Origin of the sequence: Pseudomonas sp. NFX71, assembly GCF_048079215.1 — a bacterium.
GTDB classification, from domain to species: Bacteria; Pseudomonadota; Gammaproteobacteria; order Pseudomonadales; family Pseudomonadaceae; genus Aquipseudomonas; species Aquipseudomonas fluorescens_B.
Window position 1 is genome coordinate 5418492 of sequence record NZ_CP182230.1, and the last position, 23197, is coordinate 5441688.

Sequence of the window (23197 nt, forward strand, 5' to 3'; positions counted from 1 at the left end):
CTGATGAAGCACCAAGGACGTCCCATGCCTCCATCAATTGCTATACCGGCCACACTTGAGTCGCCGTTCCGGCCGGGCGAAGTCGCCCTTGTCGGCGCTGGCCCCGGCGACCCACGCCTGCTGACCCTGCGCGCGTGGAGCCTGTTGATGCAGGCCGACGCCGTGGTGTACGACCGGCTGATCAGCCCCGAACTGCTGAACTTGATTCCCCTCGCCTGCGCCCGTCATTACGTCGGCAAGGCCAGCGGTTGCCACAGCCTGCCCCAGGAACAGATCAACGAACTGCTGGCCGACCTCGCCGATCAAGGGCAACGCGTGGTCCGGCTCAAGGGCGGCGACCCGTTCATTTTCGGTCGCGGTGCCGAGGAGCTGGAGTACCTGCTGCAACGCGGCATTGATTGCCAGGTGGTGCCGGGAATCACCGCCGCTTCCGGCTGCAGCGCCTATGCAGGCATACCGTTGACCCACCGCGACCTGGTCAATTCCTGCCGGTTCATCACCGGCCATTTGCAACGCGATGGCGAGTTGTCGTTGCCCTGGAGCAGCCTCGCCGACAGTAGCCAGACGCTGGTGTTTTACATGGGCTTGTCGAACCTGGGAATCATCGCTCAACGCTTGATCGAAGCCGGGCTGTCGGCCGACACACCGGCGGCGCTGATCAGCAACGGCACGCGACCCGACCAGCACGTCGCCCGCGGCAAGCTGCACCAATTGCCGACCCTGGCGCTGGATTGTCCACCGGGTATTCCGACACTGACGGTAATCGGCTCAGTGGTCGATATGTTTGACGCAGAACAGCTGGAATACCCGGCGCGACTCTACCCGACCCAAGCCCTGCTACGTCGCGCCAAGGTGGCGATATGAGGCGCATCGTCCTTGCCCACCTGTTAGGGGTCAGTGCGGCCCAGGCCGGCGCAGCAGTGCCGGCACTTGAACACGCGGCGCAACTCTATCAGCAGCATTGCCAAAGCTGTCACGGTATCAACCGTCTCGGCGGCGCAGGGCCGGCGTTGTTGCCTGAGAGCCTCAGCCGGATCAAACCTGATGAAATCCGCAGCGTGATTCAAAACGGTCGCCCCGCGAGCCAGATGACCGGCTATGCCAACGTGTTCAGCCCCGCGCAGATCGACGCGCTGGTGGATTACCTTCAGCAACCGCCTGCCACCCCGCCCACCTGGAGCAATGACGACATTCTCGGCAGTTACTCGCTGCTCGCGGACCTTAGCAAACTGCCCTCCACGCCCCAGCACGGCGCCGACCCGATGAACCTGTTTGTGGTGGTAGAAGCTGGCGACCATCACATCGACATCCTCGACGGTGACCGCTTTGAGGTGCTCGCGCGGTTCGCTTCGCACTTCGCCGTGCACGGCGGGCCGAAGTTCTCGCCCGATGGGCGCTTCGTCTACTTCGCTTCCCGTGACGGCTGGATCAGTCTGTATGACTTGCACAACCTGAAGCTGATCGCCGAGGTCCGCGCCGGCCTTAACACCCGCAACCTGGCGGTGAGCAAGGATGGACGCTGGGTGCTGGTGGGCAACTATTTGCCCGGCAACCTGGTGGTGCTCGATGCCCGCGATCTGTCGCTGGTCAAAACCATCCCGACCATCGGTCAGAACGGTACCGCGTCACGGGTCAGCGCGGTTTACTCCGCTCCGCCGCGCGACAGCTTCATCGTCGCACTCAAGGACGTGAAGGAAGTCTGGGAGCTGTCCTGGTCGGGCATACCGGATTTCGAACCCCGGCGGATTCCTGCCGGGGATTTTCTCGATGATTTTTCCTTTTCGCCGGACTACAAACAGCTGCTGGCTACGTCGCGCAAGGCCCAGGGCGGCCAGGTCATCGACCTCGACAGCGGCAAGGTGGTCACCGACATACCGCTGCCGGGCATGCCGCATTTGGGGTCGGGGACCTATTGGAAACGCAACGGTGAATGGGTGTTCGCCACGCCGAATATCAGCAAGGGGCTGATCTCGGTCATCGACTTCAAGACCTGGAAACTGATCAAGGAAATCCCGACCCTGGGGCCGGGCTTCTTCATGCGCAGTCATGTCAACTCGCGGTACGCCTGGACTGACGTGTTCTTCGGGCCCGACAACGATGCGATCCACCTGATCGACAAACAGACCCTGGAAATCGCCCACACACTGCGCCCGGTCCCCGGCAAAACCGCCGCTCATGTTGAGTTCACTCGCGACGGCCGCTACTTGCTGCTGAGCATCTGGGCCACCGATGGCGCGCTGATCGTCTACGACAGCAACACCTTGCAGGAGATCAAACGCATTCCGATGAACAAGCCTTCGGGCAAGTACAACGTGGGGAACAAGATTGAGTTTGCCGAGGGGACTTCGCATTAGGCCTTGTGCCCCAATACCGAAATATACATCGCACTTGTGGCGAGGGAGCTTGCTCCCGCTGGGGCGCGCAGCGCCCCTACAAACCGTCACTGGGTACATTCAGATTAAACGCAGGCGCTGGTTTTACGACTGCTACGCAGCCGAGCGGGAGCAAGCTCCCTCGCCACAGGTTTGTCTTCGCCCTTTAACCCAAGGTGTAACCGTTATCAACCTTCCAGTCCTGGCCGTAAACACCCCGAGCCCCCTGCGACAGCTGAAAAACAATCACATTGGCCACCGCCGCCGCATCAAGAAAATGCCCCGGCAACAGACGTTTACCAAGCGTGTCGGCAACATCGTCAAGCTCCCCATCGCTCAACCCCAAGTGATCCCACATCGAGGTAGCCGTCGGTCCCGGCGAGACCAGATTGATGCGCACATCAAAATTCGCGAACTCCACCGCCAGCGTGCGTGCCTGAGCCGCGAGCGCAGCCTTGCTGGCAATGCAAGCGGCCAACCCGGGAAAGCTCGAGCCGGTCAGGAAGCTCCCGACAAACACCACCGAAGCCGGGCTCGCCAATTCACCGCGTAACGCCGCCAGGGTGTTCAACGCCCCGGCGCCGTTGACCGCCCACTGACGCTGGAAGGCCTGCATATCCAGGCTGTCGGCCATCTCGGCGACACCCGCGTTAGGCACCAAATAGTCCACGGGGCCCATCGCCGCAGCGCGCTCGGCCAGTTCGCTCAGGTCTTGCTGACTTGTGACGTCCCCGGCAAACCACTGCAACCGCTCGCCGTAGATCTGCTGCAAGGCCGGCAATTCACCGAGAGTCCGTGACATCGCCAGCACCTTGACCCCGCGCGGTAATAGCGCGGCGCACAGAGCCAGGCCGATCCCGGAGCTGGCACCTGTGACCACCGCCAAACGATCTTGAAACTCGGTTTTCATCATTTTCTCCTGGGCATCACGGATGCCAGCACTGGGGACGTAGCGAGACCTATCTTTGAGCAGGAGACGAAAAAACGACTTGACGGCGATCAGGCTTTTTAAACGACGTTAGCGTTGCTGCAGCAGTGCCGGAGTGATCTCGCTGAAGCGCAGCAAGCGACCGCCCTGTTCAGCGGCAAGCTTTTCAGCGGCCTCGCGACTTGAGAACGACGCCAGCACCACGCCCATGGCGCCTTTGAGTTGGGTGCCGACCACGTAGAAGGCGTCTTTGGCATCGATCAGGTGGGCGTCATTCGGCGCGTTCCACGGGCTGCGGCCCATGTCATGGACATACAGTTTTGCATCGCCATGATGGTTTTCCGGCTGCAACCACCAGCCGATCATTTCCGCCGTGGAACAGAACTTCCTGACCCCGGCCCGCTCGACCACTTCGCCCTTGGGCCCGGGGAATCCGTCGATAATCATCCCGCAGACATGGCATTCATCACTGGGATGAAAGGCTGCGGCGGCGTCGCTGTAAGTGGCTTGCACTGGGTTGTCACAGGCCGTCAGCAGGAGGCACATCATCAGGCCCGCCACCGCGCGCATCGTCGTCAGATAAAACGTACTCATCGTCAACTACTCCAAAACCATCAAAGTGGAAATTCATGTCGCCCGGCGACGAAACAACAGCCAGGCCGAGCCCAATGGCACCGCCACCCACAGCGACAGGCATAGCCAGAGCATCGAGCCCGGCATCGGCAAATCGCTGCCCAGCGTCAGCACAGCCGCGGTACTGGCGCCGGGTTCAAAGCCGGAGAGGTTGATCAGGCGATAGATGTCAGCGGGGTTGAGCAGCAGCAACCAGGGCAGCACTTTCGGGTTGAACTGCCCTTCGCTGAGCACCAACAGCGCCAGCAAAGCCAGATCGAACACCAGCACGAAGAAGAACCACACGCCCAGCGCCAGCCCGGCCGCCGTGGATTTCTCGGCCGACGCACTGCTCAGCACATAGGCCAACCCCAGAAACCCCCAGCCCAATAACGTCGACGACGCCATGAACCGACCGAAGGCCCAGAGCAGCAGGCTCAGCTGGATATCGTCCACCAGCACCGCGATGGCCAGCATGGCGCAGCCGAAACCGATCAGCGTCGCCAGCGCCAGGATCAACCCGTGGCCGACAAACTTGCCGAGCAGAATCTGCCCGCGACCCAAGGGGTACGTCAGCAACAGCAGCAACGTGCCGCTCTCGTCCTCGCCGACGATGGCGTCATAAGCCAACAGCAACGCAATCAACGGCATCAAAAACGTTGCCAGACTGGCGAGGCTGGCAATGGTGGCTGGCACCGAGGTAAACCCCAATTGCCCGGAGGCCGCCGCGCCCAGCCAGGCGATGCCGATGGCCAGCACCGCGAACAACACACTGATTGCCAACAACCAGCGATTGCGCAACCCGTCACTGAATTCCTTGCGGGCCATGTTCCAGACAGCGTTCATACGGTCTCCCCGATTGGCATCGCACCGGCCCGGCTCATGTAGTAGCGGTAAATATCTTCCAGCGACGGTTGATGGATTTCCACGTCGGCCGGTTCGTCTTCATTGAGCAGCTGGCGCAACAGCCCGAGTTTGCTGCCATTGAGCGCGGCCACTTCAAGACCTTCGACGCCCCAGCGTTCGGTGAGGTGCCCGGCGTTGTTCCAGCGTTGCTGCAAGGGCCCGGCGTGCTTGAGGCCGTTGGCGCGAATCAGCGTCGGCAACCCGGCTTCCTCGCGCAAACTGCGTAGACTTCCCAGTGCCAGCAGACGTCCCTGGGTCAGAATCGCGGCGCGGTTGATGTGCGCCTCGACACCGGGCAAGACGTGGGAACACAGAATGATGCTGGTGCCTTGGCTACGCAGGCGATCGAGCAACCGATACAAGTCCTGAGTGGCGATGGGATCGAGGCCGACTGTTGGTTCGTCAAGCAACAACAAACGCGGCTCACCAAGCAGCGCTTGCGCCAGCCCGAGGCGTTGACGCATGCCCTTGGAGTACGTCTTGACCCGTCGATGCGCCGCACCGGCCAGGCCGACTTCCTCCAGCAGTGCGTCCACTTGGGCGGACGCGGCGCCTTTGAGTCGCGCGAAATGACGCAAAGTCTCGACACCGCTCAGTTGCGGGTAAAACGTGACGTTTTCCGGCAGATAACCGAGCAGGCGCCGCACATGGGGATCGCAAGGCAAGCGACCGAACACCCGGACCTGCCCTTCGCTGGGCTGGAGCAGGCCCAGCACCAGTTTCATGCTGGTGGTCTTGCCCGCGCCGTTATGCCCGAACAAACCCAGCACTTCACCTTCCGCCAGGCTGAGGTTGAGCTGATGCAACACGGTGGCATGCCCATAGCGCTGGCTGACGCCTTCGATGTCGATGACGTTCATGAGTTGGGCTCCTGGGTCAGGGGTTGAGTGGATGATTTCATCAGCGGATGGCTGTCCAGCACCCCCGGCGATTTCATCACCGGAAAGGCTCGTTGCACCCAGCGCAGCAACTCGATCCCAGGGCTGTTCATCAGCAACCGCACCTGCGGGTACAGCCAGAGCAGGCGGTCGACGTTGTCATTGGGTTCGTAGGCGATATCGCCGAGGCCGTCGTTGTTGCGGTCCCAGCCCAGGTAATCGCTCCAGTAGTTACCGCGGCCATCCACCGACCACTCCTGCAAGCGGGTGGCGACGTACTTGACCTGTCGCTGGTTGCCGACAAACGCGTTGTCGGCGATGCGGTTGTCTTCCGAGCCGGCGGTGAGATGGATGCCCACGGCGCTGCGCTCGAAGTGGTTGTGTTCGATGCTGTTGAACAGCGCGTTATAGATGAACAGCGCCTTGCCCTCGGCGCCGCTGATCATGCTGTCGCCGGTCGAGCCGTCGCGCACGTCAGTGACGAAGTTGTCACGCAAGGTTGAGTAAGTGATGTAGTTCATCAGGATCCCGTAGTTCTGATCCTGTTCGGAGCGATTGCCGATCACCGTGAGCTTGCGGCTTTGCATCAAGGCGTAGCCGGTGCGGGTGCGGCGGGTGGTGTTGCCGATCAGTTGGTTATCGTTGGCGAACATGTAATGCACGCCGTAGCGCAGGTCTTCCAGGGTATTGCCTTGCAGCAGGTTGCCGTTGGAGGTGTCGATGTAGATGCCATCGCGGGTGTCGCGCACCTGGTTGCCAATGACCTTGGCGCCATGCACCGCATACAGATGAATGCCGTTGCCGCGATCCTGGGAGCGCATCGCCGGATCACCCTGAATGCGGTTGTCGATCAGGCTCACATTCTGAGTGCCGTCGACCCAGATACCGAAGCCCTTGCCCTGCAGGCGATTGCCTTTGATCACCGCGCCATAGGCCATGGGCTGGATGAACAGCGCCGCATTCATGGCGGTGAGGTCGTGTCCCCAGTTTAGAAAGGTGCAGCCTTCGATGGCGACATCCGGCGCGCCGATGATCACACCGTTGCCCTGCCCGTCCCCCTGAAATACCGCGCCGGGCTCGCAGAGAATCTGCATCGGTTGATCGACACTGAACGAGCCCCGGTATTCCCCCGCCGGCAGGTGCCAGCGTTGATTGGCGTCTACCCGCAGCGGCAACGAGGTGATGGGTTGCACCGCCAGCGCGCTGCCGGACATCAGCAGGAGCGCAAATGCAATGACCGTCACCGGGTTTCCCTTGCTATCAGTCATTGCTTCGCTCCTGTCGATGGGCAACGGTCAGGCCTTCTCGACCTTCATGCGGCCGACCATTTCCATGTGCAGTGCATGGCAGAACCAGCTGCAGTAGTACCAGTGCAGGCCGGCCTTGTCGGCGATGAAGGTGATCGACGAGGTCTGCTGCGGGCTGATTTCCATGCTCACGCCATGGTTGGTCATCACGAAGCCGTGGGTCACGTCTTCAATCTGGTCGATGTTGGTGATGGTCACCGTGACCTCGTTGCCTTGTTTGACGGTGAACTCCGGCAAACCGTAGGCCGGGGCCATCGAGGTCATGTAGACGCGGACTTTGTTGCCGTCGCGGATGACCTTGTTGTCGGTCTCCAGCTTGATCCCGTCTTTGGCGGCGATCGCCACCGTCTCGGCGAAAAACGGGTCGTTGCGGTCCCAGATCTTCTTGGTCTTGATCTGGTCGCGGCGGGCCATGACGCAGTCGTGGGGTTCGGCGAAGGCCGGGCCGTCATGCACCAGTTTCATTTCCTCGCCGGAGATATCGATCAGTTGATCGTTTTCCGGGTGCAGCGGGCCGGTCGGCAGGAAGCGATCCTTGGAAAATTTGCTGAGCACCATCAGCCATTGGCCATCGGCGTCTCTGGTTTCGGTCAGCGAGGCATGGTTGTGGCCCGGCTGGTATTGCACGTCGAGTTTCTGCTTGATGTAGTTGATCTTCTCGCCGGTGTACGCGCGAATGGCCTCCTCCACGTTCCACTTCACCACCTGGCTGTCGATAAACAGCGTGGTATAGGCATTGCCGCGGCCGTCGTAGGTGGTGTGAAGCGGGCCCAGCCCCAGTTCCGGTTCGCCGACCACCGCATCGCGCGGGTCCTTGAATTTGTCGTCGAACAGATCATCCAGCTTCGCGGTGGCGATGATCGTGCAGGTGGGCGAAAGTTTGCCCGCGGCAATGAAGTACTTGCCATCGGGCGTCATATTGATGCCGTGGGGGTTCTTCGGCACCGGGATGTAGCGGGTGAACGTGCTGTCCTTGCCTTCGTTTTTACGACCGTCGACCACCGGCACTTTCGAGCCGTCCAGGGTGATGAACCTGCCAGCCTTGATCGCCGCTTCGATGCGCGGGATGTTGAACACCACCACCCAGTCGCGCTCGTTGCGCATCATGCCGCCCAGGTCGTAGGCCTTCTCCGAGTTGTAGCAGGTGGACGCCGCGTATTTGCCGGTGTAGTCGGCGTCGGTGTTGTCCAGGTTGCCATCGACAATGACCTGGAAGGCCATCTCCATTTTCTCGGCATCGATGGCGTTGAACATCGTGTAGCTATTCTTGTCCTGCAGGTCGAAGGTGCTGCCGTCATTGGGGTGTGGAATCACGAATTCAGCATTGGCGAACACGTATTTTGTGTGCGGCACTTTTTGCAGGCGCAGCCCGTGAACGGCCTGCACATTGGGCACGGTGAGCATCTTGTCGCACTTCATGATGTCCAGACGGATACGCGCAACACGGCTGTTGGCCTTGTCATTGATGAACAGGTATTTGCCATCGTACTTGCCGTCAGTCATGGACAAATGCGGGTGGTGGCAGTCGCCATTCTGGAAATGCGCGCTGTCGCCCATGATCCGTTTGCTTTCGTTGGTCAGGCCCCAGCCAGTGGCGGAGTCGACGTTGAACACCGGTACACGCAACAGCTCGCGCATCGACGGAATGCCCATGATCCGCACTTCACCCTGATGACCGCCACTCCAGAAACCGTAGTACTGGTCCAGTTCGCCCGGCCCGACGTGGGTTTTCAGTTGCGCGTCCTTGGCCGCTGCCGCCCAGGTCTCACGGGTAAACACCGCGCCACCGATGGCCGTGGCACCGGCCAGTACCGCGCCGGTCACCGCGCTGGTGCCCAGGAAACCGCGACGACTGAGGCCGGTCGATTCCGGCACTTCAGTGGCTTTTTTGGATTCTGTGTCGTTCATCAGGTGTATTCCTTGAAGGATAAAAACGGTCGCAGCGCACAGGCGCTCGCGGGGTTCATTCCAGAGCGCTCACTTCCACGACAGGTATCAGTTGCACAGCGATGGGTGCCGGTTTGCCGCGCTTCTTGCGCTTGTTGATCAGTGGCGGACACTTGTTGTCGTTGTGGTAAGTCATCTGGCAATCGAGGCAGTAGTGGCACTCGTTGGCATTGATTCGGCCATCGGGATGAATCGCCTGGATCTCGCACTCCTTAGCGCACAGCTGGCAGGGTGTGCCACAGTCCTTGCGGCGTTTGAGCCAGTCGAACAGGCGAAATTTGCTCGGAATCGCCAGCGCGGCTCCCAACGGGCAGATGTAGCGGCAATAGACTTTGCGGGTGAAGAGGTTGATGACCAGCAGTGCCACCGCGTAGAGAACGAACCACCATTGGCGGTCGAACCTGAGGGTGATCGCGGTCTTGAACGGTTCCACCTCGGCGAACAATTCGGCGGTGGACATCGACTCCAGGGAGAGGCCGAACAGCAGCAGCAAAATGATGTATTTGATGGCCCACAGCCGTTCATGCACCGCGAAAGGCAATTCGTATTGGGGGATTCTCAGCTTGCGCGCGGCTTCGTTGATCAGCTCCTGCAAGGCACCGAACGGGCACAACCAGCCGCAGAATACGCCCCGCCCCCACAACAGAATGCTCGCGGCGGCGAAGACCCAGAGCATGAAGATCAGCGGGTCGGTGAGAAACAACTCCCAGCGAAAGTGATCGAACAGCGCATGGGCGAAGGTCAGCACATTGACCACCGACAGTTGCCCCAGCGCATACCAGCCGAGAAACACCACGGTAAAGACCAGGTAACCTCGGCGCAGCCAGTGCAGAAAACGTGGCCGACGCGTGAAGGAGTCCTGCAGGAACAGGATCGCCATCAGCAGCAGTAAAGCGCTGCCGAGCACGGTGATCTGAAAGGTTTTCTGGTACCAGATGGTCAACCACATCGGCCGACCGGCTTCCTCGAGGGCGGCCAATTCTTCGACGCTGGGCAGTGGCCGCTCAAGGTACGGCTCGGGCAGTTGATAAGGCAGTTCGAAGCTGCTGAAGGTGCTACTGAGCGGCCCGGTTTGACGACGCACCAGCAATTCCAGGGACCAGGGCGATCCCGGGTCGAACCGGGCCGGCTCGCGCACAATGAAAATCGACATTTCGGTGAATTCCGGCATGCCGCTGGCAAAGACGTCGGAGAGCCGCTGATGGTCCATGTCGCGAAAACTGATGACGTTGCCGAACTGGCGCAATTGCACCCGATCGAAAATCCCGCCGCGCACATACCCCGAGCCTTTATAGGAAAAAAGCCCACGACCCAGCACCACAATGGCCTGCTCGCCGGGCTTGAGGTCCTGCATAAGTAAGCGATATTGATTGTCGCCCAGCAGCGCACGGCCGATGGTCGGCGGATTCAGGTCGGCGGTGTAGAGCTCGATAAAGGTCTCATCCACCTGATCGGCGGCGGCGTTTTCCACGCCTTCGGCGTCGGTGCCCTTGAAGGCGGCGTCGACCTGACCACGGGTCAGGTTCAAGCGGCGGATGGCGCCGTTGCCGGTCAGTTGTTCCCAGGTGGCGGGTTCGAAAAAGTCCTGGCGCACGGTGGCAGGCATGCGTGCCACACCGCCCGTGTCCTCGATCAGCTTGAGCGATACGGCCACGTCGTGGGCGGCGCGCATGATGACCTCGTTGACCACCATCGCCGTGACGGTAGCCCCGGCAATCGCATCGACGGTGACGGCCTTCGGGTCGCTGGAATGGCCGACGACCACCCGCTGGCTGACCTTGATGCCCTTGTACCTGGCGCTGAAGCCGTGAAGTTTTGCCTCAGGAATGCCGATCAGCAGAATGGGCTCATGGTGCTCCAGCACATAGGCATCCTGAATCGCACCTGCAGTGTCGAGGATCACCTGGGTATTGATCGGCTTGCCCGAGTAGGCAGGGATGTCCACCACGTCCAGACTCTGGAACACATAGCCGAGCACCTTGCCGGCGGCGGACAGCGTGCGCACCTTGAACCGGCCTTCGGGGGCGGAAACGGAATCGGTCTGAGGGAAGGTTTTCTCGATGCGCTGCTGCTCGATGTCGCCGTATTGCTTGGCTTGCACCGCCTCAAAGGTGGCGAGTATCAGCATTAGCATGACCACCAGCCCGACGCCCAAGGCGCGCAGGTTGCCGTGTATCGAAGGCGGATGGATTGTCATGGGCTCGCTGATTTCAAAAGGGCTTTCGGTCATGTTAGGGAGCGTTGCGCCCCCTGCCCTTGATTGAAATCAACTTGAGAAATTAGCCCATGAGGACAGGCGCCAATGACTCAAACCGTGCGTGAAAACAGGCCTTTTTGCTCACTACCCAGATAGGCGTCAAACGCCATCGCGGCACTGCGCATCATCAAGTGCCCCTGTGGTAACAGCACCAGTTCGTCGCAGTGGATCAGCAGCAGTCCGTCGCGAACATGTTCCTCCAGTTGGGCCAAGGCATCGGCAAAGTACTCGGTGAAGAGAATGTCATGACGCATTTCATAGCGGTTAAACGTAATACGGCCGTGGCACATCAGGTCGCTGATCACTTCGCGGCGCAGCAAGTCGTCTGCGCTCAAGCGGTAACCGCGATGCACCGGTAGCAGGCCTTGGTCCAGACGCGCGTAGTACTGAGACAGCTCCTTGACGCTCTGGCTGTAGCTGTCGCCGACCTTGCCGATCGAGGACACGCCGAGGCCTATCAAGTCGCAGTCGGCGTGGGTGGAGTAGCCCTGAAAGTTACGCTGCAGGGTGCCATTGGCGCGGGCCAGCGACAGCTCGTCGTCCGGCAAGGCGAAATGATCCATGCCGATATAGACGTAACCGGCCGCGGTCAGACGGCGGATGATCAGTTCAAGCAATTCCAGCTTGCGCTCCGGCGGCGGCATGTCGGCGGGACGAATCAACCGTTGTGCGCGAACCATTTCCGGCAGGTGCGCATAGCTGTAGGCAGCAATCCGGTCCGGACGCAGCGCGATGATCTTGCTGAGGGTGACGTCGAAACTCTGCACGGTTTGCAACGGCAGGCCATAGATCAGATCGACGCTGATCGACTTGAATTGCGCCTCGCGTGCCGCAGCAACCAGCGCATAAATCTGCTCTTCACTTTGCTGGCGATTGACCGCGGCCTGCACGTCGGGGTCGAAATCCTGAACACCGAAGCTCAGGCGATTGAAGCCCAACTGGCGCAGCGACCGGATCTGCTCGGTGCTGATGGTGCGCGGGTCGACTTCGATGGAAAATTCATGGTCATCGCTGTCATCCATGTTGAACGCCTGATGCAGGCAATCCATCAGGTCCGCGAGCTGTTCACTGGTTAAATAAGTCGGCGTGCCGCCGCCCAGGTGCAATTGCGTGAGTTTACGGGTGCTATCGAACAAGGCCGCCTGCATCGCAATCTCAAGCTTGAGGTACCGAAGGTACTCGACGGCGCGATGGGTTTTCTGGGTAATGATTTTGTTGCAGGCGCAGTAGTAACAAAGACTTTTGCAAAACGGAATATGGATATACACCGACAGCGGTTTCGACGCGCTTGCCTGGTTGCTCTCGCGGGCGGCACGCTGATAGTCGTCAACGGCAAAGGCCTGATGGAACTGTGGCGCGGTTGGGTAAGAAGTGTAGCGCGGCCCCGGGCGGTCATACTTTTCGACCAGGGCGCGATTGAAATCAAAGGAAGGCTTCATGATCAATCAACTCGCAAATGGGTTAACACCTCGCACCGCCCACATCCTTTTCAAACAGGTTGCAGATGGCATCCACTTCCGGCCGACCGGCAGGGAGAATGCTGATGAAGCGGCCTGACAACTCAATCAACCCCTCACGACTCAATTGCTCCAGCAACGGCCAGACCGACGAGAAATACCTGGAAAAAACCAGCCCATAACGTCTTTCGATGGCGCGTATATCCAGTTCCAGATCGCACGCCAGTCGCTCCATGACCATTTGCCTGATTTGCTCCCCCGCCTCGAAGCGCCAGCCTCGACACGTCGGCAATTGCTGCCTGTCCAGTTGCTGCTGATAGCGTTCAATCTCGTCGGTGTTTTGCGTGTACAAATCGTCGATCTGGCTAATGGCACCCAAACCGAATCCAACATGATCGCAATAGCCGTGACGGGAGAAGCCCTCACAGGTACGGCGCAACCGGCCTCGCTCCTGGGCGACTGCCAAATCATCATCGGGCCGGACAAACTGCCCCATACCGATGTAGTGATAACCCGCGCAAAGCAGTTGATCAAAGCAGATCTGGCGCATCGCGCCTTTATCGACCTGGCTGCACTGCTCTCTGACTTTATCACCGAGCACCGGACGATAGCGTCGTGGTGGCCGGGCATAATCGAACACCATCAGCCGGTCTGGCTCCAGCTTGATAATGCTCGCCAGCTTCAACGCAAAACTGTCTGGCGTCTGCCAGGCATGGCCAAAACCCAGATCGACGTTGATGGATCGAAAACCAAAGGTCCGCGCCGCGTCCATGAGCGACTGGATCGGCGCCGGGTTCTGGTAGCAGGCCACCGACCTCTCACAGTCGCTGTCGAAATCCGGTACACCGATGCTGACATGATTGAACCCCTGGTCGCGCAGCACGCCCATGGTCGCCCAATCGGTTTGATAAAGGTCCACCTCGACGCTGTAGTCGCCGCAATCATGTAAGAGAAAGTTGAAACGGCGACGCAGATGACTCATCAGCCGCCCTATGTGAGCAATGGTGAGTGTTGCGCCGCCCAGATGAAACTGTTCCACCCGTTGCTGCGCATCCAGGTGGCAACCGACGAGGTCGATCTCCTGCTCCAGATGCTGGAGGTACTGCTCAATACCCTGGTGCTCGTCGGCGCTATCACGAGGGGAACAAAAGGCAAGCTTGAGGCTGGAGGGTAGCTGCACGTTCAGGGACAGCGGACGTCGCTTCTGGCGGCTGACGCGCAACGCGCGAAGCAGATCCAGTGATCCGATACCCTCATGGAATTTTTGCGTGTCGGCATGACAGTTGGGGTCGAGCACGCCCTGATCGCACCGGGCGACCAGCTCGCCGGGGTTGTGAAAGAAATCGAGCATGAAGGTCTCCGACACTGGCTGCGGGTCATCAGTGTCGGGGTTCAACGATCAATACGCCTTGATTTGCATCAAGCACAAGGCAACGTCTTGGAAGAACAGACCACCCTTCAAAGCCGATCACCAGGTCAGATAAAACATTCCCTTGGCCAGCAGCACGATAACGACCATGTGACAAAACAGGCTGCCGTGGATGAACTGCAGGTACCGCGGACTCATTCGGCCACGTTTGAACAAAAACATGGCCACCAGGAAGTGCAGCAGTACGCTCACGGCCACCGCGACTTTCAAGGCCAGCAATGTGCCGAACGATGAAGCCAATGGTGAGGCAAGGACTGGCAGGTAGCGCAGCCAGACCATGCCGAGCCCCGCACCGAACAATACCAGCAGCACCCACGGCATCAGCGAGCGCGCTCGCCGGCCGATGCCTTCCTCCACCAGCAACATGACCCTGGTGGGTAGCTGTTTGCGGATACTTTCAAGGAACAGAACTTCGAAGAACACCGTACCGATAAAGATCAGGGCGGCAAACAGATGCAACGTCAGAATCAGCGGATAGATCATGGAGGTGTCGCCTTGAGTCAAGGCAACCCGTTACGCACGGGTATGTCGATCTCTGGAGACTACTGAGCCGTCGGCTCCATGTGGTTGACATCGATCAAGAAAGCACAAAACCCACACTCACCGCACTTCATCGGTATCGAACGCGCAGAAGTGGCCGTTTTTACCGTTGGTCAAGTGAAAACCTGATAGGCGTGCTGCCTAAACCATTACTGCAATGCCAAACGCCCGATGCGGTGCATCAGGCGTTCGGTTAAATCGGTGTAACACTCAATTAGCGCAGAGGCAGGCCCCTGGTTTCTGGCATGCGCAAATAGACCACGGCACTGATGGCGCTGATCACCGCCAGGTAGATCCAGAACAAGTGCCCATAGCCCCATCCGGCCATCGCGGCCATGAGATACGGTGCGGTTCCGCCAAACAGTGTCACTGATAATGCGTACGGCAAGGCGATACCGGTCACTCGAACTTCAGCCGGAAATTGCTCCGCCATGGTCACTGCAGAAGCTGCGCCGAAGCCTGTCATGATGACCATTGATATGGTTTGCAGGATGGTCACTTCCGTCAGACTGATACCGACATGCAACAGACCGAAACTTGGCCACGCCCACAGTACCGAAGCGACGGCAAATCCGATCAGAACCGGCCGGCGACCGAGTCTGTCAGCAAGTTTCCCGGCAAAAGGCATTAGCACCAGTGACACCCCTACCGAGATCACGCCTGCCAGCAATGTGTCACGGATCGACATACCGGTGATCAGGTGAACCTGCGAGGGATAGCTCACCATCCATACATAGTTGAGCAAGTTGCCGGCCATGGCGATGCCGATCACCCGCATCGCATCTTTTTTATGGCTGAAAAACAGATCACGCAGAGGCCTTTTTTTCATGTTGCTCGCGGAGCGCGCCTTGAAAATTTCAGTCTCGCGCACCGACAGGCGGATCCACAGCGCGATCACCCCCATCAGAGCGGCAATGATAAAGGCAACGCGCCAACCCCAGTCGTTCAACGCAGCGTCACTTCCCAGCGATGCCAGACCAAAGCCCAGAAGGAACGAAACCATGGTCCCGGCATTGATCGCGAACCATTGCCATGAGCCGGCGAAGGCGCGGCGGTGTGCAGGGGCTGACTCGATCAGGAACGCCGAAGCAGAGCCGAATTCCCCCCCAGCGGAAAACCCTTGGACCAGGCGCGCTAAGACCAAAATGATCGGTGCGGCAATTCCAATGCTGTCGTAGTTGGGGCATAGGCCGATGACCAGCGAGGCCAGCGACATCAGCAGGATAGAAAGCGTCAAGCCTTTCTTGCGGCCGTAGCGGTCGGCTATTTGGCCGAGAACCGCACCACCGATTGGCCGCATGATGAAACCAACGGCGAAAATCGCCAACACTGACAGCAAGTTAGTAAGACTATCCCCAGCGGGGAAGAACTGTCGGGCAAGGATGGAAGAAAACGTGGCGTAAATCACCCAGTCGGTATATTCGACTATGGTGCCGAGCGTTGCGGCGACAATGGCCTTTTTCTCGCCATAGGTCAGTTGCCGCCCCTGAACATTTGCACCGGCGCCTGATGCCGACTCTGGCGACAGTGCACTCATCAAACTATTGTCGTTACTCATTTCTACGGCTCCCGTGGGCGCTATTATTATTGACCTCTAGTCGCGGCCTCGTCTTGTCACGGGTTCATACTGCAATTTACCCGCGCCCCGGTGAATCGAGATTTTCGCCCTGCATCGTTGATTAAATCTCAATGCATAGGCATCTATTGAATATTTCAGGCTATTGAAAGTTGTTTGATATTTGCTCAATCGCCAACACCATAAAACTCAGTTGAGCAATATGAATCTGCTGGTTGTAATAGGTATTCGTAATGGAGTTTTAAACAATAAAGACGAGCCTCACTGCAGTTTCAGAGGAGACACACAATGTTTATAAAAGTTAACAGCTTCGTCGATGGCCGTTCCATGGAGCCGGCTGACGGGCAGTATGTCGACAAGATCGATCCGCGCACCGGAGCCAAGATCAGTGAAGTCGCCAGCAGCGGGCCGAAGGATGTGGCTCTGGCAATCGAGTCGGCAGCCTCCGCGCTGCAAGGCTGGCGCGACATGCGCCCCGCCGAACGTGGGCGCATCCTCAATGAATTCGGGCGCATCATCCGTCAAAGCGAAAATACGCTGGGCGCGCTGGAAAAGGCCGATACCGGTAAACCCGGCAGCGAGATGGCGGCGCTGATGGACCTGACCGCCCAATACTTTGAGTTTTATGGTGGCATCGTCAACGTCATGGACGGGGACGTGATTAACCAGGGCCCCGACTATCACATCTATACACGCCGAGATCCCTTTGGCGTGATTGGGGTCATCCTGCCTTGGAACGCCCCGCTGCACCAGGCAGCGCGCGCTATCGCTCCCGCCCTCGCTACCGGCAATACCGTGGTGGCCAAACCCTCCGAACACACCTCTGCCTCACTGGTGGAACTGGCACGCATTGCCGTGCAAGCCGGAGTGCCTGCCGGAGTCTTCAACGTCATCGTGGGCAAAGGGAGCGTGATCGGCCCCGCCATGGCTCACAACCCGCATATCCGCAAGATTTCCTTTACCGGCGGTCTGCGCGCGGGGCAGGAACTGGGACACATTGCCGCTGAACGCATCCTACCGCTGACCCTTGAACTGGGCGGCAAGTCCGCCAACATTGTGTTCGACGACGCCGACCTCGATGCGGCCGCCAAAGGCTCGACCAAGGCATTTACCTGGAACAGCGGCCAATGGTGCGCTGCAGGCACGCGGTTGCTGGTCCAGGAGAATATTCATGACCGCTTCGTCGACAAGTTGGTTGCCGAGGTGGGTGCCCTGCGCGTCGGCCCGGAGGATGACTCGACGTCCGGGCCGATTACCACTCATGCGCAGTTCGAGAAGATCCAGAGCTACTTCGCCATCGCCGAACGCGAGGGGCTCAAGCCTGCAATCGGCGGCAAGGTGGCCGTACACGAGGGCTATGAAGAGGGTTGGTACATCGAACCGACGGTATACACCGGTGTGAACAACGATATGACCCTGGCCCGCGAGGAGATCTTCGGGCCTATTGTCTGCGTCATTCCCTTCAAGGATGAAGCCGATGCGCTGCGGATTGCCAACGACAGCGAATTCGGCCTCGGTGCCGGTATCTGGAGCCGTGACATCGGCCGGGTGCATCGGGTCGCCGCGCAACTGGAGGCCGGCCGGATTGTCGTCAACGAGTACAGTGGCGGTTTCGTCCAGACGCCATGCGGTGGCTTCAAGCAAAGTGGCTACGGTCGCGAACAAGGCATCGACGCCCTCTCCCACTATACCCAGCTCAAATCCGTGATCATTCGCCTTTAAATACTTTTCACACACAAAAAAAAGGGCACAGCCATTGGCTATGCCCTTTTCGTTTACGGTCGACGACTGTTTACCAGATCGGCAGGGAGTAGCTGAGGATCACCCGGTTCTCGTCGATATCGCTGGCAAAGTTGCTGCGCGTGCTGGCGTTTTTCCATCTAACGGCAAGGTTTTTCAACGCACCGCTCTGAATGACATACGCCAATTCAGTGTCTCGTTCCCACTCTTTTCCAGCCTGAACCTGGTTGCGCACACTCACCTGGTCGCCCGACAGATAGCGCGTCATGAAAGTCAGGCCAGGAATGCCAAGCGCCGTGAAGTTGTAGTCGTAGCGCAGTTGCCAGGAACGCTCATCTTGATTGCCGAAATCATTTATCTGTACCAGATTGATCAAATACGCGTCGGTGCCGTTGAGGTTGGCAAAGCCGGTTGCCCCGCTCATGCGTTGATAGCCAAGGCCCAGCGAATGGCCGATCGCGCTATAAGTGAACATCGCGCCGAGGGCAGAGTTTTCGACGTTGCTACCGCCCTCATCAAGGCTTCGCGCCCAGCGGATATCGGACGTAAGCGTTTGTCCTTCGGTGAGCGCCAACTTGTGGTTCAAGGTCAGGTAGTGCTGCCGGTAAATGCCATCAAGAGCGCCATAGTGGTAGGCCGTACTCAATGCTGGCGTCCAGCGATAGGTCCCCCCCGCAAAATCGAAGCGCTCACTGCTTGTCTTCCGGCCTGGCCGGATATTGCGTGCAGCGCCGTTGAATACCGTCATGGGCTCATTGTCGCTTGAGTTACGCAGGTTGATCCGGTCGAACCGCCCGAGATCGAAAGTCGTATTGCTCAGGTCGGCACTATTGAACCAGGCGCCGCGAAACGTCTGCGGCAACAAACGCGTGTCGTTGTACATCGCCACGGGCAGTTTGGGCGTCAGGGTGCCGGCTTTCAGTGTGCTTTGCGCCATGCGTAACTTGGCGGTCAGCCCCAACTCGCTATATTCATCCTGGGCACGGCCGCCCGGGTCGCGATCAGTAACGAGCAACCCTGTGCCGGTTCTGGATGGGCCCGAGTCCAACTTGATGCCGAGCATGCCCAATGCATCCATGCCAACGCCGATCACTCCGGGAGTAAAGCCGGATTCATAGCGCAGGAGAAAACCCTGGGCCCACTCCTCTGCCTTGCTTTGAGCCGCACCTGATTGGCGAAAGTCGCGATTGAAGTAGTAGTTGCGTAAATCCATGCTGGCTTTGCTGTCGGTGATGAAGTCCGCAAAAGCCGGCGAATGCACAGTGCTGACTGCGCCGCACAATGCCAGTCCTGAGGCGCGTTGAAAATGCTTGCGATGGCGCGTTTTGGCGATCTTCATGAATGGATCTCTTATTGTTGTCGGGAGCTGCATCACGACCAGATGGCGCGTGCGCGCCGATCGTAGAAATCGCAGCCCCCTGACGACAATCGAATAAAACGGGCGCCCACCTTGAGCTTTTATCAAGCGTTCACTTTATTGTTGGGATGCGCCGGGCAATTAAATACACTCCGCGTCCTCGTTTTTTCCAATACAGTAACTTCCAACAACAAGAGATGACTTCCATGGACCGACTGCCGCCACTGAATGCCATCCGTGCGTTTGAGTCCGTAGCGCGTCATTTGAGCATCACCCATGCCGCCGATGAGTTGAATGTCACGCCGGGTGCGGTCAGTCGGCAGATCCGCGCACTCGAGGATTTTCTCGGCCTCGACCTGTTTGTGCGCGGGCATCGGCAAATCACCTTGACCCATTCCGGCGAACAATATTTCCGTGCTGTGGCCAGGATGATCGAAGACTTGCGCGGCGCCACGAAGAAACTCATGTCGCCGCCCCTGCGGCGGCAAATCAAGGTGCGTGCCTACACCACGTTTGCCATGCAGTGGTTGATACCCAGGCTCGCCAGCTTTCACGCCGAACATCCCAAGATCGAGGTGCTGTTGACCGCATCGCTCGAGCCGGTCGACTTTCACAAGGAAGACATCGATGCCGCGATCCGTCTTGGTGCCGGCGAATGGCCCAATTGCAATTGTTACGTGCTGAGCGATAACCGTCTTGCACCCGTCTGCAGCCCTTCTCTTTTGCAACATGGTCCGGGCCTGAGTACACCCGCCGACATCGCGCAGTACACCATGCTGCACTCGATCGCCAGGCCCGAAGATTGGCGCTACTGGCTGGAGGCAAGCGGCGTGAGCCGTGACGTCGATGCGCTTGCCGGAATGTCATATCAGAGTTCTTCGATGGTCTATGCCGCTGCCGCTGGTGGCCAGGGCATTGCCATGGCGCAGTTGTTCCTGGTCGAGAAGGAGTTGCGTGACGGCACGCTGATCAAACCTTTCGATCAAGTCGTCGACATGGGCGTGTACACCTATTATCTGCTCACGCCAAGGCACCGCGAAGAGAGCGATGACACCCGGGTTTTCCGCGAGTGGATCCTCGAGCAGGCACGTTTGACCCGCGAAGGCGCTTGAGTTTTTATCAACCAAAACGCGCCAATAACTCCTTTGTCGCAGGGTAAACGGCAAACCTAGGATGGTGTCTTCCCAATAATAAGGACGACACGCGATGAGCCGACTTCCAACGCATTCAGACGCTGCATCCATCGAAACCATCGGTTTTATCGGGTTGGGCGCCATGGGCCAGAAAATGGCCCATCACCTGCTCGACAATGGCTATGACCTGAGTCTGTTTGACCCCAATCCGCAGGTATTGGCGCCCTTGCTCGCACGCGGAGCGCGCAGTCATGGCAGTCCCCGTGATGTCGCCGATCACGCGCGGATCGTGCTGATCTGCGTGCCCACTCCGGAGATCGTCGAACATGTGGTGCTGGGTGACAATGGGGTCATCCACGGCCAACAGGTGAAAATCCTGGTGGACCACTCAACCACCGGTCCGAGTATGGCCCGACGTATTGAACAGGCACTGCGCGATCATGGTATCCAGGCATTGGACGCGCCATTGGCGGGTGGCGTGACCGGCGCACTCAATGGCACCCTCTCGGTGATGGTGGGCGGTGACAAAACTGCCTACCAACTGTGTGAACCGGTATTCGCCTGTTTCGGCAAAAAAGTCGAACACATCGGCACAACGCCAGGCCTGGGCCAGACCTTGAAGCTGGTCAACAACATGATCGTTGGCGCCACGCTGGTCGCCACTAGCGAAGCAATGCTGTTCGGTATCAAGTCCGGGCTCGAACCCGGGCAAATGCTGGAAATGCTCAACGCCAGCACTGCGCGCAGCTTCAGCAGCGAACAGATACTGGCCGGCACCGTGATGCAGCGCGAATTCGATTTCGGCTTTCGCCTGGACTTGATGCGCAAGGATGTACGACTGTTCCTCGCAGAGGCGGAAAACGTCGGCACACCGGCCTTCACCTGCGCCGTGGTCAAGCAGTTCTTTGATCAAGCCATGAGCGACGGTGACCCAGCACGCGACATGACCCATGTGGTCAAGGTGCTCGAGAAAATGGCCGGCGCAACCATCGACGGGCATACCTCATCCTAGGCTCACCCCCCTCCTTTTCTGGATGCAGGCAAGCTGGCTTGGCCCGCAGTTTTCAAAGCGTAAAATAAACCAGGCGGGCCGATAAGGCCCGCCGTCATCTGTGCCTTTGAAGGTGCCCTCTGCGGCTGCTGGTTTGATTTTTTCTCAATTCAACCGCGTTTTTATATCGTTTGTCGCCCATTGAGGCGTGCCCGAACATACCTCCAGACGTTCGCAATCGAGCGCAATAAAAACAGGAGGTCACATGAACAGTCCGTCACCCGTCTGGGCATCCACTACACCGCCCCGGCTTGCTGCTTCACGACATTTGGGCACTGGCGAAATCTTCTTTCCTGCGGTCACTGCCGATTCGCCCCTGGCCGATCAGTTCCAGGACACCACCCTGAGCGTGGAAGGCCGCGTGTACAGCTTCACCATCATGCACCCCAGCCCCAAAAGTGGTTTGAATCCCTTCGTCCTGGCCTACGTCGACCTGCCCGGTCCTGTGCGTCTTTTCGGCCGCCTCAACGCCAGCGGTGACCGTCCATTCATTGGCGAAAAATGCCGCGTGATTGCCGATGAGACTTTCGGCTACGTATTTGAATCCCTGGAGATACGTCCATGACCCAGATGCATGTAATGGGCGCTGCGATGACGCCCTTTGGCCGCCACATTGGCGTGATGGCGCCGGAACTTGCCCAGCGAGCGATCCTTGACGCGGTGGCCGATGCCGGCGTCTCCCTTGCAGACATACAGGCGGTCTATTGCGCCAATGTGCTGGGCGGGATGATTCTCGGACAAGTGATCCTGCGTGACCTGGGCCTCAAGGGCATTCCGGTCTACAACATCGAAAACGCCTGCGCCAGCGGCGCCACCGCCGTCCACCTCGCTCGGCATGCGCTGATGTCCGGGCAATACGAGCGGGTACTGGTGTTTGGTATCGAGCAACTGACGGCGTTGGGCGGTGGCACCATCCCCATGCAGCGCAACGATCGCATGACTGATCTGTACGCCACGGCCGGTATGGTCCTGCCGGCAGTTTATGCCATGCGCGCCACACGCTTTATCCATGAGCGAGAAGCCAAGCCAGCCGACCTCGCAGCTGTTGCAGTGAAAAACCGCCACCATGGTTCGCTCAATGAGTATGCGCAGCAGCGTACCGAAGTCAGCCTGGAACAGGTGCTCAGTTCACGGATGATCGCCGACCCGCTGACCCTGTTGCAGTGCTGCCCGTCGCAAGTCGATGGCGCCGCCGCCATGGTGCTCGGAACGCAGCCTGGGCCACAGGCCAAAGCTGTCAAGGTGTTGGGCTCGATCATTGTCTCGGGCATGCGCGAAACCGGTGATGACGACATTCTCGATGCCGAAATCACCGCACGCGCGGCGCGCCTGGCCTATGAGCAAGCCGGGGTTGCGCCCGCCGACATTGGCGTGGTCGAGCTGCATGACGCCTTCACAATCGCCGAACTGCTCTATTACGAAGCCCTTGGCCTGGCGGCGCCGGGCGAAGCCGTGTCGCTGTTGCACTCAGGGGCCACCGCGCTTGGCGGTCGCGTACCGGTTAACCCAAGTGGCGGTCTGCTGGCCAAGGGTCATCCGCTGGGCGCTACCGGCGTCGCGCAAATGGTCGAGCTGACCTGGCAATTGCAAGGGCGCGCCGGCAGTCGTCAGGCCGGCACACCGAAGCTGGGCCTGGCGCAATGCACCGGTGGCGGTATTGCGGGCGTCGATCACGCCGCCTCTGCCGTCCACATTCTGGGAGTTTGA

19 protein-coding genes are annotated in these 23197 nt (G+C 59.2%); 7 read left to right on the forward strand and 12 right to left on the reverse strand.

Annotated elements, in window-relative coordinates:
- Positions 1-24 precede the first annotated feature (24 nt).
- Complete coding sequence (gene cobA, locus ACM1ZW_RS25235) at positions 25-864, forward strand: uroporphyrinogen-III C-methyltransferase (RefSeq protein WP_411960961.1); 840 nt, start codon at positions 25-27, stop codon at positions 862-864.
- Positions 861-2354, forward strand: coding sequence for a cytochrome D1 domain-containing protein (locus ACM1ZW_RS25240; protein WP_416739592.1), 1494 nt, complete (start codon positions 861-863; stop codon positions 2352-2354). The genes cobA and ACM1ZW_RS25240 overlap by 4 nt, the downstream gene beginning before the upstream one ends.
- Before the next feature lie 184 nt (positions 2355-2538).
- On the opposite strand, the gene ACM1ZW_RS25245 is transcribed toward ACM1ZW_RS25240, so the two are convergent.
- From ACM1ZW_RS25245 to ACM1ZW_RS25295, 11 genes are all read right to left on the reverse strand, one after another.
- Positions 2539-3282, reverse strand: a complete 744-nt coding sequence (locus ACM1ZW_RS25245; RefSeq protein WP_172790894.1) for an SDR family NAD(P)-dependent oxidoreductase — start codon at positions 3280-3282, stop codon at positions 2539-2541.
- Between the two features lie 108 nt (positions 3283-3390).
- Entirely contained in the window at positions 3391-3894 is a 504-nt protein-coding gene (locus ACM1ZW_RS25250) for a nitrous oxide reductase accessory protein NosL (protein ID WP_416739593.1), read from the reverse strand.
- 33 nt (positions 3895-3927) lie between these two features.
- Positions 3928-4758: an ABC transporter permease gene (locus tag ACM1ZW_RS25255; protein ID WP_416739594.1), complete on the reverse strand. Its 831-nt coding sequence runs from the start codon at positions 4756-4758 to the stop codon at positions 3928-3930.
- Positions 4755-5678, reverse strand: coding sequence for an ABC transporter ATP-binding protein (locus tag ACM1ZW_RS25260; protein WP_416739595.1), 924 nt, complete (start codon positions 5676-5678; stop codon positions 4755-4757). The genes ACM1ZW_RS25255 and ACM1ZW_RS25260 overlap by 4 nt, the downstream gene beginning before the upstream one ends.
- A complete protein-coding gene (locus tag ACM1ZW_RS25265; RefSeq protein ID WP_416739597.1) occupies positions 5675-6964 on the reverse strand; it encodes a nitrous oxide reductase family maturation protein NosD in 1290 nt (429 codons plus the stop codon). Before ACM1ZW_RS25265 ends, ACM1ZW_RS25260 begins: the two co-directional genes overlap by 4 nt.
- Before the next feature lie 27 nt (positions 6965-6991).
- Positions 6992-8914, reverse strand: a complete 1923-nt coding sequence (gene nosZ, locus ACM1ZW_RS25270) for a TAT-dependent nitrous-oxide reductase (protein ID WP_416740843.1) — start codon at positions 8912-8914, stop codon at positions 6992-6994.
- Between the two features lie 52 nt (positions 8915-8966).
- Positions 8967-11147, reverse strand: a complete 2181-nt coding sequence (gene nosR / locus ACM1ZW_RS25275) for a transcriptional regulator NosR (RefSeq protein ID WP_416739598.1) — start codon at positions 11145-11147, stop codon at positions 8967-8969.
- Positions 11148-11257: 110 nt separating this feature from the next.
- The gene (hemN, locus tag ACM1ZW_RS25280) at positions 11258-12646 is read right to left on the reverse strand and encodes an oxygen-independent coproporphyrinogen III oxidase (RefSeq protein WP_416739599.1); all 1389 of its coding nucleotides are present in this window, start codon (positions 12644-12646) and stop codon (positions 11258-11260) included.
- A 22-nt stretch (positions 12647-12668) separates the two neighbouring features.
- Positions 12669-14015 carry a coproporphyrinogen III oxidase gene (locus ACM1ZW_RS25285; protein WP_416739600.1) on the reverse strand — a complete coding sequence of 449 codons (1347 nt, stop codon included), beginning with the start codon at positions 14013-14015 and terminating at the stop codon, positions 12669-12671.
- 117 nt (positions 14016-14132) lie between these two features.
- Complete coding sequence (locus tag ACM1ZW_RS25290; RefSeq protein ID WP_017338913.1) at positions 14133-14576, reverse strand: CopD family copper resistance protein; 444 nt, start codon at positions 14574-14576, stop codon at positions 14133-14135.
- A 271-nt stretch (positions 14577-14847) separates the two neighbouring features.
- Positions 14848-16191 (reverse strand): MFS transporter, encoded by a 1344-nt coding sequence (locus ACM1ZW_RS25295; protein WP_416739601.1) that lies wholly within the window; start codon positions 16189-16191, stop codon positions 14848-14850.
- Positions 16192-16497: 306 nt separating this feature from the next.
- Between ACM1ZW_RS25295 and ACM1ZW_RS25300 the strand changes: the two genes are divergently transcribed.
- Positions 16498-17931 carry an aldehyde dehydrogenase family protein gene (locus ACM1ZW_RS25300; protein ID WP_416739602.1) on the forward strand — a complete coding sequence of 478 codons (1434 nt, stop codon included), beginning with the start codon at positions 16498-16500 and terminating at the stop codon, positions 17929-17931.
- A 70-nt stretch (positions 17932-18001) separates the two neighbouring features.
- Here the strand turns inward: ACM1ZW_RS25300 and ACM1ZW_RS25305 are convergent, their stop codons facing one another.
- On the reverse strand, positions 18002-19288 hold the full coding sequence (locus tag ACM1ZW_RS25305; RefSeq protein WP_414883873.1) for an OprD family porin: 1287 nt from the start codon (positions 19286-19288) through the stop codon (positions 18002-18004).
- A 224-nt stretch (positions 19289-19512) separates the two neighbouring features.
- Between ACM1ZW_RS25305 and gcvA the strand changes: the two genes are divergently transcribed.
- The 4 genes from gcvA to ACM1ZW_RS25325 all read left to right on the forward strand — a co-directional run bounded on the left by gcvA (position 19513) and on the right by ACM1ZW_RS25325 (position 23197).
- The gene (gene gcvA / locus ACM1ZW_RS25310) at positions 19513-20418 is read left to right on the forward strand and encodes a transcriptional regulator GcvA (RefSeq protein WP_414883874.1); all 906 of its coding nucleotides are present in this window, start codon (positions 19513-19515) and stop codon (positions 20416-20418) included.
- Positions 20419-20512: 94 nt separating this feature from the next.
- Positions 20513-21451 carry an NAD(P)-dependent oxidoreductase gene (locus tag ACM1ZW_RS25315; RefSeq protein WP_416739604.1) on the forward strand — a complete coding sequence of 313 codons (939 nt, stop codon included), beginning with the start codon at positions 20513-20515 and terminating at the stop codon, positions 21449-21451.
- Between the two features lie 244 nt (positions 21452-21695).
- Positions 21696-22055: a Zn-ribbon domain-containing OB-fold protein gene (locus ACM1ZW_RS25320; protein ID WP_414883876.1), complete on the forward strand. Its 360-nt coding sequence runs from the start codon at positions 21696-21698 to the stop codon at positions 22053-22055.
- Positions 22052-23197 (forward strand): thiolase family protein, encoded by a 1146-nt coding sequence (locus tag ACM1ZW_RS25325; RefSeq protein WP_017338920.1) that lies wholly within the window; start codon positions 22052-22054, stop codon positions 23195-23197. Before ACM1ZW_RS25320 ends, ACM1ZW_RS25325 begins: the two co-directional genes overlap by 4 nt.

Coding starts and splice junctions, on each gene's coding strand:
- cobA (WP_411960961.1), top strand. CDS start 25: ATGCCTCCATCAATTGCTATACCGGCCACACTTGAGTCGCCGTTCCGG.
- ACM1ZW_RS25240 (WP_416739592.1), top strand. CDS start 861: ATGAGGCGCATCGTCCTTGCCCACCTGTTAGGGGTCAGTGCGGCCCAG.
- ACM1ZW_RS25245 (WP_172790894.1), bottom strand. CDS start 3,282: ATGAAAACCGAGTTTCAAGATCGTTTGGCGGTGGTCACAGGTGCCAGC.
- ACM1ZW_RS25250 (WP_416739593.1), bottom strand. CDS start 3,894: ATGAGTACGTTTTATCTGACGACGATGCGCGCGGTGGCGGGCCTGATG.
- ACM1ZW_RS25255 (WP_416739594.1), bottom strand. CDS start 4,758: ATGAACGCTGTCTGGAACATGGCCCGCAAGGAATTCAGTGACGGGTTG.
- ACM1ZW_RS25260 (WP_416739595.1), bottom strand. CDS start 5,678: ATGAACGTCATCGACATCGAAGGCGTCAGCCAGCGCTATGGGCATGCC.
- ACM1ZW_RS25265 (WP_416739597.1), bottom strand. CDS start 6,964: ATGACTGATAGCAAGGGAAACCCGGTGACGGTCATTGCATTTGCGCTC.
- nosR (WP_416739598.1), bottom strand. CDS start 11,147: ATGACAATCCATCCGCCTTCGATACACGGCAACCTGCGCGCCTTGGGC.
- hemN (WP_416739599.1), bottom strand. CDS start 12,646: ATGAAGCCTTCCTTTGATTTCAATCGCGCCCTGGTCGAAAAGTATGAC.
- ACM1ZW_RS25285 (WP_416739600.1), bottom strand. CDS start 14,015: ATGCTCGATTTCTTTCACAACCCCGGCGAGCTGGTCGCCCGGTGCGAT.
- ACM1ZW_RS25290 (WP_017338913.1), bottom strand. CDS start 14,576: ATGATCTATCCGCTGATTCTGACGTTGCATCTGTTTGCCGCCCTGATC.
- ACM1ZW_RS25295 (WP_416739601.1), bottom strand. CDS start 16,191: ATGAGTAACGACAATAGTTTGATGAGTGCACTGTCGCCAGAGTCGGCA.
- ACM1ZW_RS25300 (WP_416739602.1), top strand. CDS start 16,498: ATGTTTATAAAAGTTAACAGCTTCGTCGATGGCCGTTCCATGGAGCCG.
- ACM1ZW_RS25305 (WP_414883873.1), bottom strand. CDS start 19,288: ATGAAGATCGCCAAAACGCGCCATCGCAAGCATTTTCAACGCGCCTCA.
- gcvA (WP_414883874.1), top strand. CDS start 19,513: ATGGACCGACTGCCGCCACTGAATGCCATCCGTGCGTTTGAGTCCGTA.
- ACM1ZW_RS25315 (WP_416739604.1), top strand. CDS start 20,513: ATGAGCCGACTTCCAACGCATTCAGACGCTGCATCCATCGAAACCATC.
- ACM1ZW_RS25320 (WP_414883876.1), top strand. CDS start 21,696: ATGAACAGTCCGTCACCCGTCTGGGCATCCACTACACCGCCCCGGCTT.
- ACM1ZW_RS25325 (WP_017338920.1), top strand. CDS start 22,052: ATGACCCAGATGCATGTAATGGGCGCTGCGATGACGCCCTTTGGCCGC.